We start from the raw sequence: 13816 nt of genomic DNA on the forward strand, positions 1-13816 counted from the left end.
GTGCCGGATCGCCGGTTTTTTCCGGCGATCCGGCACCTTTCCGGCGTGTGGGGACTTGGGGCACCGGTTTGGCAGGCGTCCGACGCCGGGTGGCAGGATGGGTGCATGACTTCCGCTACCCCTGACGCAACGCTGCCCGCCGCAAGTCCCGCCGTTGTCCTCACCATCGCCGGGTCAGAAGCCACCGGCGGTGCCGGCGCGCAGGCTGACCTGAAGACCTTCCAGGAACTGGGCGTCTTCGGCATCGCAAACCTCACCTGCATCGTGTCCTTCGACCCGAAGGACAGCTGGAACCACCGCTTCGTGCCGGTGGACCAGCAGGTGATCGCAGACCAGCTGGAGGCAACGACGGCGGCTTATGGTCCGGCGTCGGGCGCCCCTTCGGCTTTGGACACGGTGAAGATCGGCATGCTGGGCAGCCCGGCGACGATCAACACGGTGGCCGGTGCCCTGCAGGAGAACAGCTTCACCAATGTGGTGCTGGACCCGGTGCTGATCTGCAAGGGCCAGGAGCCGGGCCACGCGCTGGACACGGACCAGGCCCTGAAGGCGCAGATCCTGCCGCTGGCCACGTTCGTTACGCCCAACCACTTTGAGGCGGAGTCCCTGTCCGGCCTCGAGATCACTGACGTTGAGTCCCTCAAAGCCGCTGCCGTCCGCATTCATGAGCTCAGCGGCGCTGCAGTGCTGGCCAAGGGCGGGGTGCGGCTGGAAGGCCCGGACGCCGTCGACGTCTTCTACGACGGTGAGACCCTGGAAGTCCTGAGCGCCCCGAAGGTGGGCGAGGTGGCCGTCTCCGGCGCCGGCTGCTCGCTCGCCGCGGCCGTGACGGCAGAACTGGCCAAGGGTGCCAGCCCGCTGGAGGCCGCCCGGACCGCCAAGGACTTCGTCACCGCCGGCATCCGCAACCGCCTTGCCTCCGGCGCCCCGTTCGATGCCCTGTGGCAGGGCGGCGCCCGCTGACCAAACGCCCCATCGCTTTTCGACGCCTAACCCCAAACGCCCCATCACTTTTCGCAGGAAAACCCGGAACGCGTCTGCACTTTATGCAGACGCGTTCCGGATTTAAGGGCAGGATCTGATGGCGGGTCTGGACCCGGTCAGCGCCGCGGGATGTTGCGCAGGTTGCTGCGTGCCATGCTCACGGCCTCGCCCGCCCCGCGGTTCAGGACCACCTTGGACATGGCCGTGGCGAATCCGATCACCTGGGAGCCGGAGATCTTCGGCGGAATGGACAGCGCCTTGGGGTCGGTGATGAGCTCCACCAGTGACGGGCCGGGGTGCGCGAACGCTTCCCGGTACGCTGCCTCGATCTGCGCCGGATCCGTGACCCGCACCGCGTGGAAGCCCAGGGCCTGTGCCACGGCCGCATAGTTGGCGTCGGGGACATCCACGCCGAAATCGGGCAGTCCGTCCACCAGCATCTCAAGCTTGACCATGCCCAGGGTGGAGTTGTTGAACACCACCACGTTCACCGGCAATTGGTAGGCGGCGGCGGTGATGAGCTCGCCCAGCAGCATGGACAGCCCGCCGTCGCCGGACACCGAGATGACCTGCCGCCCGGGGTACGCCAACTGGGCGCCGATGGCGTGCGGCAGGGCGTTGGCCATGGAGCCGTGCAGGAAGGACCCGATCAGCCGGCGGGTGCCCAGCGGGTTGATGTACCGCGCGGTCCAGACATTACACATGCCCGTGTCCGCGGTGAAGATGGCGTCCTCTGCGGCCACCTGGTCCAGCAGCGATGCCGCGTACTCGGGGTGGATGGGCTGCTTCTTCTCCACCTTCCGGGTGTACGCGCCCACGGCCTTGTTCATCAGCCGGTCGTGCTTTTTGAGCATCTGGTCCAGGAACCGGCGGCTCTTCTTCGCCTTCACCAGCGGCAGGAGCGCGCGCAGGGTGGGCAGCACGTCGCCGTGGACGGCAATGTCGACGTCGGTCCGGCGGCCCAGCCGGTGGGCCACCCGGTCCACCTGCGCGGTGCGGGTGTCCGGCAGGAACTGGTCATACGGGAAGTCCGTGCCCAGGAGGATCAGCAGGTCGGCGTCCTCAATGCCTTCGGCCGCGGCCCCGTAGCCCAGCAACCCGGTCATACCGATATCGAACGGGTTGTCGTACTGGACGAAGTCCTTGCCGCGCAGCGAGTGCCCCACCGGCGCCTTGGCCAGGTCGGCGAGCGCCATCAGCTCGCTGTGTGCCCCTTCCACGCCGGCGCCGGCGAAGATGGCCACCTTGCCGGCGTCGTTGATAGCGTCCGCGAGGGCTTGGACGCTGGCAGGGTCCGGGACCAGGCTGGCGGGCCGGAAGGTGGCAGGCAGCGGGGTGGGGCCGGCAGCCTCCAGCCCGGCGATGTCGCCCGGCAGGGTCACGACGGCCACTCCCCCAAGCCCCAGCGCGTGCTGGATGGCGCTGTGCATCACCCGGGGAGCCTGCTCTGCGGTGCTGACCAGTTCCGAGTACACCGAGCATTCGTTGAACAGGCGGTCCGGGTGGGTCTCCTGGAAGAAGCTGCTGCCGATCTGCTTGCTGGGAATGTGGGAGGCGATGGCCAGCACCGGAGCGCCGGAGCGGTTGGCGTCATACAGGCCGTTGATCAGGTGCAGGTTTCCGGGGCCGCAGGAACCCGCGCACACGGCAAGCTTGCCGGTGAGCTGGGCTTCGGCTGCGGCGGCAAAGGCGGCAGCTTCCTCGTGGCGGACGTGGATCCAGTCAATGCCGCCCTTCGCGGAGCCGCCGGTCTGGCGGACGGCGTCCACGATCGGGTTGAGGCTGTCGCCCACAATCCCGTAGATCCGCTGCACGCCGGCAGCCTGGAGTTGTTCGATGAGCTGGGTGGCAAGTTCCTTGGCCATGGGTGCAGACTCCCGCGATGGTGGTGGTGTGCTGACATGGCCCAATATAGTCCGCCCACCCGGCCGGCTTCCCTGGCAGGCCTGCTAGCCCGCGTGGTCCAGGGCAGCTTCGGGTGCCGCCCGCACCTCGGCGGCGAGGGCTTCAGCGAGCAGGGTTGCGGTCCGCACAATGAACGCCCGACGACGGGTGGTCCGGTCCGCACTGCTGCCCGCCAGGAGCGTGTCGATCTGGGGCAGGACGGGCCAGCCGTCGCAAAGGGTGATGACGGTGATCAGCAGGTCCGCGGCGTCAGTCCGGTCGATCCCGGGCAGGACGTCCAGGACCTGGCCCACCTTGACGGCGCAGTGGTCGGACCGGGTGGCGCGGCTGACAGTTTCCCCGCCCCGCTCCAGGCCTTCCCAAAACAGGAGCCTGGGCAGGACCCCATCAGTGGTGTGCCGGTCGAAGAGGCGGCCGGCGTAGTCACCGAACGCCTTCGGTCCGCTGCCGGTGATGGGCACCTCGGTCATTACCCGGACCATTTCGGCAGCCAGGACGGCGTCGAACAGCTCATCCTTCTTGCCGAAGTACTGGTAGATGCGTTCCTTGTTCACGCCGGCGGCCGTTGCGATCCGGTCCACCCGCGCGCCGGCCAGGCCCTTGACGCTGAACTCCTCCGTTGCAGCCGCCAGCAGCAACTCCTTGGTCCGCTCCGTGTTCCATGCCATGACACAAGTCTACGCAATTCCAACCAGGTAGTTGCAATTGCGTCCGGGCACACTTATTGTCGATGCAAGCAAAAGCAACCAACTAGTTGGAGATTTTCATGGCCACGCTTTCATCACCCGCTTCCCCCTCCACTGCCGAGCCCGCGCCGTCCACCGGCGTCCAGGCTGCAGCGCCTGTAGCGGTCGCCGGCCCGCCGTCCATCCATGTCCGCGCGGCCATCACTTGGCTGGCAATTTTTCCGCTTGTGGCCATCGGCATGATGGCGGCCGCTCCCCTCATGGAAACGTGGCACCCCATCTTCCGCGCCATGGGATTGACTATGGTGGTGGTTCCCACCGCGGTCTATCTCGTGCTCCCGCGCCTGTTCGCCCTTCACGGCGCCCTGGCCGCCAGGCGGAGCATCCGCCGCTAGGACTCCCCCCGCAGCGCAAAACGGAGGCGTACGACGGCGGCCCGGCAGCCGCCGTCGTACGCCTCCTTACGGATCAGGTACTTTGGTGTCTCCGGCGCTAAACGCCGAGCGCGTCCTTGTCCTTGCCGCCACCCTGCGGCGCCTGCTCCCAGGCGTGGCCCTGTTCGTCGTCCAGGTGCGTGGCCTTCTTGTTCTTCAGGGCGAAGATGTAGACCACCAGCGAGATGGCGATGGCGATGGTCACGTAGGTGAAGAACAGGTCCTCCCGCTCCGCCTTCTGGAAGGCCGCGCCGATCAGGGGCACGGTGCCGCCGAACAGCGAGTTGGCGATTGCATAGCCCAGGCCCACGCCGAGCGCGCGGATGGAGGCGGGGAACAGTTCGGCCTTCACCAGGGCATTGATCGAGGTGTAGCCGCCGACAATCACCAGGCCACCCATCATGAGCAGGAACGCGGTGAATGGGTCCTTGGTGCCGGCCAGGGTGGAGAGCAGCGGCCAGGTGAAGAGGACGCCGGTGATGCCGAACCAGAGCAGCAGCGGCTTGCGGCCAACCTTGTCCGAGATGATGCCGTAGACGGGCTGGAGCAGCATGAAGATGAACAGGGCCCAGAAGTTGATCACGGAGGTGTCGGTCTTGGCGATGCCGGAGGTATCGTTCATGAACTTCAGGATGAAGTTGGTGTAGGTGTAGAACGCCACGGTGCCGCCAAGGGTGATGCCGATGCAGACCAGCAGCGGCTTCCAGTAGCTCGTGAACAGCAGCTTCATGGTGCCCGGCTGGGCCTGTCCGGCAACCGCGGGAGTCTTCGCGGCCTCGATCTGCTCGGCGGAAACGGTCTCCTCCATGGAGCGGCGGAGCCACAGCACCACCAGGGCAGCTACGCCGCCGATGGCGAACGGGATGCGCCAGCCCCACTCACCCAGGTCGCCCTTGGGCATGACGTTCTGCAGGATCACCAGGACCAACAGGGCGAGCATCTGGCCGCCGATCAGGGTGACGTACTGGAAGCTGGAGAAGAAGCCGCGGCGCTTGGAGGTTGCGGCCTCGGACATATAGGTTGCGCTGGTGCCGTACTCGCCACCAACGGAGAAGCCCTGGATGACGCGGACCAGCACCAGCAGGATCATGGCCCACAGCCCAATTTGCTGCTGTGTGGGCAGGATGGCGATTGCGAAGGAGCCTGCGGACATCAGGGTCACGCTCAGCGTCAACGCGGCCTTGCGCCCCTTGCGGTCGGCGTAGCGGCCGAAGAACCAGGCACCGATGGGACGCATGAGGAACGACGTCGAGAAGACGGCCATGGCCTCAAGGCCCGCCTGCAGGTCGTCCTTGGAATTGAAGAAGTGCGACTGGAAGTAGGCGGCGAAAACGGTGTAGACGTAGAGGTCGTACCACTCCACCAGGTTGCCGGCGGAACCCTTCAGGATGTTGCCCACGGCCCGCCGGGTCTGGGCGGCCTCCGTCAGGGGCGCGGTTTGTTGGGTGCTCATCGGTGAGTTCCTCCTTGTGGTGACGTGCGTCCTCCAACGCCGGAGGGCCTCATCCACGGTATGGGTGATCCACCGCACAGCCAACGTGGCGGGGCATTTCCTAACACTTCCTTAGGTTTTGCCCGCGCCGCCGGCCCCGCCCGGCTGCCGGCCGCCGTCGGCCCCGCCTGGCTCCCACCGCCGTCGGGCAAAACCCTTCAGCACGCGGTAGTCTCCAAATGCGGGGGATGATCCGGGAGACCGCACAACGCAAGGAAGATGGCAATGGACGTGCTGATCGTCGAGGACGACGACGCCATGGCCGGTGCCCTCACCGCCGCCGTCGAAAGCGCCGGACACCACCCGCAGCGGCTGGCGCGGGGCGCTGATGCGCTGCTGTCCCACCGGAACTTCCAGGTGATCCTCCTGGACCTCGGCCTGCCGGACATGGACGGGCTGGAGGTGCTGCGCAAACTGCGCCAGGTCACCGATGTCCCCATCCTGATCCTGACCGCCCGGGACGACGAACGCAGCGTGGTGCTCGGGCTGCGTTCCGGCGCGGACGACTACCTGGTCAAACCCGTCAAGCTGGTGGAGCTGCTGGCGCGGATCGAAGCGGTGACGCGGCGGGCCGGCCGCGGCGGCGGCACCCCGCAGGAGCACGTCATCGTGCTGGATGACCTGGCGATCGACCTGAACCGCCGCACTGCTTCCAAAGCCGGTTCGCCGCTCGCCCTGACCGCCACGGAGTTCGAACTCCTCGCGCTGCTGGCACGCCATGCCGGCTCGGTGGTCACCCGGGAACAAATCCTTGACGCGCTGTGGGGCGACGCCTTCCTGGCTTCCTCCCGGTCCCTGGACGTCCACCTCACCGGTCTGCGGGCAAAACTGCAGAAACCCGGCTTCATCATCAACGTCCGTGGCGTGGGGTACCGGGTGGAGGCGGCTTCCGGATGAGGCTGCGGGTGCTGGGCGTCCTCAGCGTGCTCTGCCTGGTGGTGGTCTTCCTGATCTCGGGCACCATCCTCACCTCAGCTTCCCGCGAGCTGACCCAGGAGCTGCAGATCAACCGGGCGGCGTCCCTGAACCGGCTCGCCCAGGTGGCGTTCGATGCCTCCGCCGACGGGGACACGGCACGGCTGCAGCGGGAGATGGACACGTACTCCGGGCTGTACGGGGAAGGGATCGTGGTGCGTGTCCAGCAGGCCACCCTTCAGTCCGGAAATCTTGATGCCGGGCGGTTTGACGTGCAGGAAGCGCTGTCCCTGGCACGGTTAAACGTCAGCAACACCGCCCTGGAACCACTGGAACCTTTCGGTTCCGGCTCCCGGGTGATCTTCCGGCCCTTCGGCAGCGCCAGCCAGGTCCTGGGCGCCGTGGTGCTGGACGTGGACGCCGGCACCGCGCAGCAGAAGCTCCGGGAACGGTGGCTCGCGGTGGGGGTGGCGGCGCTTGCCCTTGCCGCCGTGCTCCTGCTGGGCGCGGCCCGGGTCACCGGATGGGTCCTCCGGCCCGTCCAACGGCTGAACTCGGCGGTGCACGAACTGGAAAGTACCGGCCGCGCGGGACGCCTTCCGGATGACGGGCCGCCCGAGCTGCGGGAACTGAGCCGGTCCTTCACCGTGATGGCCCGGACCGTGAGCGCCAGCATGGCAGCGCAGCGGCAGCTGATTGCGGACACGTCGCACCAGCTGCGCAACCCGGTGGGGGCGCTTCGGCTTCGGCTGGACCTGCTGCAGCTGGAACTGAAGACGGCCCGTGAACACGACGCCGCCGAACGGGCCATGGCGGAGTTGGAGCGGGTTGAGGAGATCCTGGACGGGGTCCTGAAACTCGCCGCCGCAGAGCACCGTGCATCCGAGGGGTACCTCCGGGCTGCCGGCAGCCTGCAAAGCCTCCCTGCGCCGGATCCGGTGGACCCTTTCCCGGTCCTCCAGGGTGAAATCGAGCGGGCAGCACCGCTGGCAGAACAGGCAGGCTGCAGGCTGGTCCTTGCTCCGGCGCCGCAGCCGCCGGCACTGGTTGCCTGCCACCCGGCGGAGCTGGCCCAGATGGCGGCCGAGCTCCTCAACAACGCCATCAAGTACGCCCCCGGTGCCACCGTGACGGCCGCGGCCCAGCTGGAGGGCCGCACGATGGTGGTGGAGATTTCCGACGACGGTCCAGGGCTTCCTGCCCCGGAGCGGGCCGCGGCTGCCACCAGATTCTGGCGGTCCCCGCAGCATTCGTCGGTTCCGGGAACCGGGCTGGGCATGACGATCGTGGGCCAGCTTGCCGCGGCCAACGGTGGGCGCCTGGTGCTGGGCGAAGCGGCCCCGCATGGGCTCGCGGCCCGGCTCGAGTTTCCCGCTCCAGCTTCTGATCAGGTGCTTCCGGGCACCAGGAGTGGTGATGCCAATGCGTGAACCACTTGCCCCGGGGCGCCCTGTCTCCCTGCCGCCGCGACGGTCCGTGCTTAAGTGGGCCTTCGCCGTCGGACTCGCAGCCTGCCTGCCGCCTGCCCTCAGTGCGTGCACTGGAGGCGACCGGCCGGAGAACCTGGTGGTGGCCGGCGGCGAACCGGGCGGCTTCTACCTCGAGTTCTCGACGCTGCTGGCCGCGGCGCTTGAACGGCACGGCGTAGCCGGCCATGCCCGGGCCGTGGCCACCGGCGGAAGCCTGGACAACATCGCGGAACTGCGGGCGGGCCGGGCGGACTTTGCCGTGGCCCTGGCCGATGCCGCCGGCCAGGCGGGCGGGGACGGAGCTGAGATCGCCGCCATCGGGAAGGTCTACGAAAACTACGTCCACTGCGTGGTACGGAAGGACAGCGGGATCCGGGACATTTCCGGGCTGGCGGGGCGGCGGGTTGCCGTGGGCCAGCCGGGGTCGGGCACCTCGCTTACCACTCCCCGGCTGCTCGAAGCAGCGGGCCTGGGCACCTCCGCGGATGCCGCGCCGCCCTCCGCCGGAACTGCCGCCGTCGAACATCTTGGCCTGAATGACGGCATCGCGGCACTCAAGGCGGGGACCGTGGATGCCCTGTTCTGGTCCGGTGGCGTGCCCACTGCGGCCATCGCCACCGCGCAGCAGGACGTGGCGCTCGGACTGCTGGATTTGTCCGCGCTGCTGCCGGAACTGCGGCGGAGGTACGGCGGGATGTACGACCGGGTCCTGATACCGGAAGGCAGCTACCCCGGCATACCGGCGGTGTGGACGGTGGGTGCTCCCAACCTGCTGCTCTGCCGCAGGGACCTGGACAGCGCCACCGTGGAGCACACCGTCCAGCTGCTGGTGCACAACGCCGGCGAACTCATCCCCCAGTCCACCCTGGGAGTGCAGTTCCTCAGCGCGGAGAGCCTCATCAACACCGCCGGGATCCCGCTGCACCCCGCCGCCGCGGCAGCGTACCGGACCCTGCACGGCTGACCAACGCCCCATCACCATTTGCCGCTTGAACCCAAACGCCCCATCACCTTTGGCGGCACAAAGCCAAACGCCCCATCACTTTCGTCAGGAAAGTGGTGGGGCGTCCAGAGGAAACCGGCCGGAAGTGGTGGGGCGTTCCTAGGAGCCGGAGTGCGCCTGCAGGAAGCTGTACACCTCGGTCTCATCCACGCCGGGGAAGGCTCCCGGAGGCATCGCGGCCAGCAGGTGCGAGTGGGCCCGGGCGGACGGCCAGGCGTTCCCGGCCCACTGGTTGGTCAGTTCGGCAGGCGGCCGCTTGCAGCAATTGGGATCCGGACAGTTGGACCTGGCGCGGGCGGTGGTCTCCCGCCCGCGGAACCACTTCACGTGCTGGTACGGCACGCCAATGCTGAGCGAGAACTCGCCGCTGGCGGACCGCTCGGTGCGGGCGGTGCACCAGTACGTGCCGGACGGCGTATCGGTGTACTGGCTGTAGGCACTGAACTTGTCCGGCACATCGAACACGGCCCGGGAGGTCCAGGCCTTGCACGACGGCTGGCCCTCGATGGCTCCGGTGTGGTCCTGGGGGAAGTTCACGCCGTCGTTCTCGTACGCCTTGTAGATGATGCCGCTCTGGTGCGTCTTCTGGAAGTGCGTGGTGATGCCCAGGTGCTTGGTGGCCAGGTTGGTGAAGCGGTGCGCCGCGGTCTCATAGGACACGGCGAAGGCGTCCCGGATGTCCTCCACCGCGATTTCCTTGGCCGCTTTGGCTTTCTGCAGAAATTCGACGGTTGCCTGCTCGGGCAGCAGCAGGGCGGCGGCGAAATAGTTGGTGGCCACCCGCTGGGCCAGGAAGTCACCGTAGTTCTTGGGCGTTTCATGGCCCAGGACGTAGTGGCCCAGGGCCTGCAGCAGCACCGAGCGGGGGTCGTGGTCCTGCCGCTGGCTCTGCGTCAGGTAAATTTTGCGGTTCTTCAAGTCCGTCACGGAGCGGGTGGAATGCGGCAAATCCCCCACGTGGTGCAGGGTGAAACCGAGGTGCTCGGCGATGTCCGCGATGACGTGCTGGCTGAGTGGGCCGGTGGTGTAACCCACCTCCTTGAGGACCTTCTGCGCCTCTGCCTCGTACTCCGGGAAATAGTTGCCGCGCTCCCGCATCATGGCCCGCAGCTCGCCGTTGGCGCGCCGGGCTTCCTCCGGGGTGGCCACCTGCTCGTTCATCTTCCGTTCCAGCTCGTGCAGCAGCCCCACCTGGGCCTCGAGCACGTCCACTGGAAGCCGCGAACTGATGCGGATTTTGGGCAGGTTCAGCGATTCGTACAGCGGCCCGCGCTGGTAGCGTTCCAGCTCGATTTCGAGGGCGGCCCGGCGGCTGGGCGGCTCGGCCCCAAGCAGCTGGTCGATGCTGACGTTCAGTGCGCCCGCGAGGTGCTGGAGCAGCGTCAGTTTGGGCTCGCGTTTGCCGTTTTCAATCAGGCTTAGCTGGCTGGGAGCGGTGCCGACGGCGGCGCTCAGGTCATCGAGCGTGAGCCCGGCTTGTTTGCGGAGATGGCGGACGCGGCGGCCCAGCGCGATGACGTCCAGTTCCGCTGCGGCGGCTGACGGTGGCTGGGAAACGTCCCTGTTCCAGCTTGAAGGCGACATTTCTGAAGAATACGTGAAGAAGTGCATTTCTTTCCATACTTTTTATCTAGAAAGGGGGTTGAAAGTGCTGAAAAGTAGTTGTCACGGAAAGAAACACCGCACCGGATAAGCCGGTGGGAACCTCAACGACGCGGTTCCCACCTACCCCGTCCGGAGCTCAATCAAGGAGATCAACGATGACTGCAGCATTTGAGCCCACCCAGCAGACGCCCGAAGAGCAGGCCGCCGCCCTGGAGCTCGAGTGGGCCGCCAACCCCCGCTGGGAAGGTGTGACCCGGGACTACTCAGCCTCCGACGTCGTCCGCCTCCGCGGCCGCGTCTCCGAAGAGCACACCCTGGCCCGCCGGGGTTCGGAGAAGCTGTGGAAGCAGCTCACCGAAGAGCACAAGACCGGCGGCTACACCAACGCCCTGGGCGCCCTCACCGGCAACCAGGCCGTGCAGCAGGTCAAGGCCGGACTCCGCGCCATCTACCTCTCCGGCTGGCAGGTCGCCGCGGACGCCAACAACTCCGGCCACACCTACCCGGACCAGTCCCTCTACCCCGCCAACTCGGTCCCCACTGTGGTCCGCCGGATCAACAATGCCCTGCTCCGGGCAGACCAGATCGAATTCTCTGAAGGCGTCCAGACGGTCGAGGACTGGCTGGTCCCGATCGTTGCCGACGCCGAAGCCGGTTTCGGCGGCCCGCTGAACGCCTACGAACTCATGAAGTCCATGATCCAGGCCGGCGCATCCGGTGTTCACTGGGAGGACCAGCTCGCCTCGGAGAAGAAGTGCGGCCACCTCGGCGGCAAGGTGCTGATTCCCACCCAGCAGCACGTCCGCACGCTGAACGCGGCCCGCCTGGCAGCCGACGTCGCCGGCACCCCCACCGTCGTCATCGCCCGCACCGACGCCGAGGCCGCCACCCTGATCACCTCCGACGTCGACGAGCGCGACCAGGAATTCATCACCGGCGAGCGCACCGCCGAGGGCTTCTACAAGGTCCGCAACGGCATCGAACCCTGCATCGCCCGCGCCAAGGCCTACGCCCCGTACTCCGACCTCATCTGGATGGAAACCGGCACGCCGGACCTGGAGCTGGCCCGCAAGTTCGCCGAATCCGTCAAGGCCGAGTTCCCGGACCAGATGCTCTCCTACAACTGCTCGCCGTCGTTCAACTGGCGCAAGCACCTGGACGACGACACCATCGCCAAGTTCCAGCGTGAACTCGGCGCCATGGGCTTCACGTTCCAGTTCATCACCCTGGCCGGCTTCCACGCCCTGAACTACTCGATGTTCGATCTCGCCCACGGCTACGCCCGTGAAGGCATGAGCGCCTACGTCGAACTCCAGGAAAAGGAATTCGCCTCCGAGTCCCGCGGCTACACCGCAACCAAGCACCAGCGCGAAGTCGGCACCGGCTACTTCGACACCATCTCCACGGCGCTCAACCCGAACGCGTCCACCCTCGCACTGGTCGGATCGACCGAAGAGGGACAGTTCCACTAAAACCCAGCCTTTCCCGCTCGTTGCTCTATCACTTTTGGCCCCTAACAGGCCGCCTTGGCAACCAAAAGTGATGGAGCAACCGGGGTTACCAGGAGATTCCCATGAACAGCTTCACCGATAGCTTTACGATCAACGGCATTACCTTGACCGCGCAGCCGATTTGCCGGCAGGACGAGGTGCTGACGCCGGATGCACTCTCCTTTATTGCGAAGCTGCACCGGGCCACCGCCGAGCGGCGGCAGGAGCTGCTGCAGGCACGGCGCACACGGCGGGCTGACATCGCCGCCGGAGCGGACCCCCGTTTCCTTCGGGAGACCGAGCACATCCGCAATGACCCGTCCTGGCGGGTCGCTCCCCCGGCACCCGGCCTGGATGACCGCCGCGTCGAAATCACGGGGCCGGTGGACAAGAAGATGACCATCAACGCCCTGAACTCGGGTGCCAAGGTGTGGCTGGCTGACATGGAGGACTCCTCCACCCCCACGTGGCGGAACGTCATCAAGGGCCAGCTGAACCTCACCGACGCCCTGGAGCGCCGGATCGACTTCACGTCCGAGGAGGGCAAGGAATACAAGCTCCGCCCGGCCGGCGAGCTGCCCACCATTGTGGTCCGGCCCCGCGGCTGGCACCTGCCGGAAAAGCACATGCTCGTCGACGGCCAGCCCATCGCCGGCGGCATCGTGGACTTCGGCCTGTTCTTCTTCCACAACGCCCGCCGCCTGCTGGCCCAGGGCAAGGGACCGTACTTCTACCTGCCCAAGATCGAGAACCACCTCGAGGCCCGGCTGTGGAACGACATCTTCATTCTGGCCCAGGACCTGCTCGGGATCCCGCAGGGCACCATCCGCGCCACGGTGCTGATCGAGACCATCACCGCAGCCTTCGAAATGGAGGAGATCCTCTACGAACTGCGCGACCACGCCGCAGGCCTGAACGCCGGCCGCTGGGACTACATCTTCTCCCTGATCAAGAACTTCCGCACCCGCGGCCCCCGCTTCGTCCTGCCGGACCGCGGCCAGGTCACCATGACCCAGCCCTTCATGCGCGCCTACACCGAACAGCTGGTCCGCGCCTGCCACAAGCGCGGCGCCATGGCCATCGGCGGCATGGCAGCAGCCGTCCCCAACCGCAAGGACCCCGAAGCCAACGCCAACGCTTTGGAGAAGGTCCGCGCAGACAAGACCCGCGAGGCCAACGACGGCTTCGACGGCTCCTGGGTGGCCCACCCCGACCTGGTGCCCGTGTGCCGCGAAGTGTTCGACGGCGTCCTGGGCAGCAAGCCGAACCAGCTGGACCGGCTCCGCGAGGACGTCACCCCGGACGACCGCGCCCTGATCGACGTTGCCGCCACCACCGGCACCATCACCGAACAGGGCATCCGGAACAACATCGAGGTGGGCATCCGCTACATCGAATCCTGGCTCCGCGGCAACGGCGCAGTGGCCATCCACAACCTCATGGAGGACGCCGCCACCGCCGAGATTTCCCGGTCCCAGCTCTGGCAGTGGATCTACGCCCGGGCCATCACGGACCACGGCGAGATCATCAGCCACGAATGGGTGGAGGAACTGCTGGACGAGGAATTCGCCCGGCTGGAACGCTTCGACGGCGACCGGTTCGAGGACGCCCGCGACATTTTCGAGGAGGTCACGCTCAGCCGTGAGTTCCCGTCCTTCCTCACCCTGCCGGCCTACGCCCGCTACCTGACCGAGGCCCGTGAAAAGGCCACCGTCGAGGAGCTCACCGCGGCCTGACCCCACCAGTACTTCCGTCTGCCGGGCCGGCACGCCCTTCGCAACAGGCCCCCCGAAATCCGGGGCGCCGGTCCGGCAACGGAGCACCCGTATGACG

General features: G+C 67.1%; 11 protein-coding genes. 7 read left to right on the top strand and 4 right to left on the bottom strand.

Annotated features, from left to right (window positions below; genetic code table 11):
• Positions 1-105: 105 nt before the first annotated feature.
• On the top strand, positions 106-963 hold the full coding sequence (locus tag ACWRN3_RS16795; protein WP_324644041.1) for a hydroxymethylpyrimidine/phosphomethylpyrimidine kinase: 858 nt from the start codon (positions 106-108) through the stop codon (positions 961-963).
• 137 nt (positions 964-1100) lie between these two features.
• Here ACWRN3_RS16795 and ACWRN3_RS16800 read toward each other — a convergent pair whose 3' ends face one another.
• A complete protein-coding gene (locus ACWRN3_RS16800; protein WP_255174354.1) occupies positions 1101-2849 on the bottom strand; it encodes a pyruvate dehydrogenase in 1749 nt (582 codons plus the stop codon).
• 84 nt (positions 2850-2933) lie between these two features.
• Positions 2934-3557 (bottom strand): TetR/AcrR family transcriptional regulator, encoded by a 624-nt coding sequence (locus ACWRN3_RS16805; RefSeq protein ID WP_255174353.1) that lies wholly within the window; start codon positions 3555-3557, stop codon positions 2934-2936.
• A 98-nt stretch (positions 3558-3655) separates the two neighbouring features.
• Between ACWRN3_RS16805 and ACWRN3_RS16810 the strand changes: the two genes are divergently transcribed.
• A complete protein-coding gene (locus tag ACWRN3_RS16810; RefSeq protein ID WP_324644040.1) occupies positions 3656-3970 on the top strand; it encodes a putative antibiotic biosynthesis monooxygenase in 315 nt (104 codons plus the stop codon).
• A 97-nt stretch (positions 3971-4067) separates the two neighbouring features.
• Here ACWRN3_RS16810 and ACWRN3_RS16815 read toward each other — a convergent pair whose 3' ends face one another.
• Entirely contained in the window at positions 4068-5462 is a 1395-nt protein-coding gene (locus ACWRN3_RS16815) for an MFS transporter (RefSeq protein WP_255174351.1), read from the bottom strand.
• A 264-nt stretch (positions 5463-5726) separates the two neighbouring features.
• On the opposite strand from ACWRN3_RS16815, the gene ACWRN3_RS16820 reads away from it, so the two are divergent.
• Genes ACWRN3_RS16820 through ACWRN3_RS16830 form a run of 3 tightly spaced genes read left to right on the top strand, consistent with a single transcriptional unit; the run spans position 5727 to position 8849 of the window.
• A complete protein-coding gene (locus ACWRN3_RS16820) occupies positions 5727-6398 on the top strand; it encodes a response regulator transcription factor (RefSeq protein ID WP_255174350.1) in 672 nt (223 codons plus the stop codon).
• On the top strand, positions 6395-7846 hold the full coding sequence (locus tag ACWRN3_RS16825; protein WP_476741345.1) for a HAMP domain-containing sensor histidine kinase: 1452 nt from the start codon (positions 6395-6397) through the stop codon (positions 7844-7846). Before ACWRN3_RS16820 ends, ACWRN3_RS16825 begins: the two co-directional genes overlap by 4 nt.
• Positions 7839-8849 carry a TAXI family TRAP transporter solute-binding subunit gene (locus ACWRN3_RS16830; RefSeq protein ID WP_476741346.1) on the top strand — a complete coding sequence of 337 codons (1011 nt, stop codon included), beginning with the start codon at positions 7839-7841 and terminating at the stop codon, positions 8847-8849. Before ACWRN3_RS16825 ends, ACWRN3_RS16830 begins: the two co-directional genes overlap by 8 nt.
• Before the next feature lie 138 nt (positions 8850-8987).
• Here the strand turns inward: ACWRN3_RS16830 and ACWRN3_RS16835 are convergent, their stop codons facing one another.
• A complete protein-coding gene (locus ACWRN3_RS16835) occupies positions 8988-10499 on the bottom strand; it encodes a helix-turn-helix domain-containing protein (protein ID WP_324644036.1) in 1512 nt (503 codons plus the stop codon).
• A 149-nt stretch (positions 10500-10648) separates the two neighbouring features.
• Here ACWRN3_RS16835 and aceA point away from each other — a divergent pair, with 149 nt between their 5' ends.
• Both aceA and aceB read left to right on the top strand, forming a co-directional pair.
• A complete protein-coding gene (gene aceA, locus ACWRN3_RS16840; RefSeq protein ID WP_476741347.1) occupies positions 10649-11965 on the top strand; it encodes an isocitrate lyase in 1317 nt (438 codons plus the stop codon).
• A gap of 101 nt (positions 11966-12066) precedes the next feature.
• On the top strand, positions 12067-13719 hold the full coding sequence (gene aceB / locus ACWRN3_RS16845) for a malate synthase A (protein ID WP_476741348.1): 1653 nt from the start codon (positions 12067-12069) through the stop codon (positions 13717-13719).
• The last annotated feature ends 97 nt before the right edge of the window (positions 13720-13816 follow it).

Source organism: Pseudarthrobacter sp. rb (assembly GCF_056389225.1).

Coding starts and splice junctions, on each gene's coding strand:
- ACWRN3_RS16815 (WP_255174351.1), bottom strand. CDS start 5,462: ATGAGCACCCAACAAACCGCGCCCCTGACGGAGGCCGCCCAGACCCGG.
- aceB (WP_476741348.1), top strand. CDS start 12,067: ATGAACAGCTTCACCGATAGCTTTACGATCAACGGCATTACCTTGACC.
- ACWRN3_RS16825 (WP_476741345.1), top strand. CDS start 6,395: ATGAGGCTGCGGGTGCTGGGCGTCCTCAGCGTGCTCTGCCTGGTGGTG.
- ACWRN3_RS16835 (WP_324644036.1), bottom strand. CDS start 10,499: ATGCACTTCTTCACGTATTCTTCAGAAATGTCGCCTTCAAGCTGGAAC.
- aceA (WP_476741347.1), top strand. CDS start 10,649: ATGACTGCAGCATTTGAGCCCACCCAGCAGACGCCCGAAGAGCAGGCC.
- ACWRN3_RS16800 (WP_255174354.1), bottom strand. CDS start 2,849: ATGGCCAAGGAACTTGCCACCCAGCTCATCGAACAACTCCAGGCTGCC.
- ACWRN3_RS16805 (WP_255174353.1), bottom strand. CDS start 3,557: ATGGCATGGAACACGGAGCGGACCAAGGAGTTGCTGCTGGCGGCTGCA.
- ACWRN3_RS16820 (WP_255174350.1), top strand. CDS start 5,727: ATGGACGTGCTGATCGTCGAGGACGACGACGCCATGGCCGGTGCCCTC.
- ACWRN3_RS16830 (WP_476741346.1), top strand. CDS start 7,839: ATGCGTGAACCACTTGCCCCGGGGCGCCCTGTCTCCCTGCCGCCGCGA.
- ACWRN3_RS16810 (WP_324644040.1), top strand. CDS start 3,656: ATGGCCACGCTTTCATCACCCGCTTCCCCCTCCACTGCCGAGCCCGCG.
- ACWRN3_RS16795 (WP_324644041.1), top strand. CDS start 106: ATGACTTCCGCTACCCCTGACGCAACGCTGCCCGCCGCAAGTCCCGCC.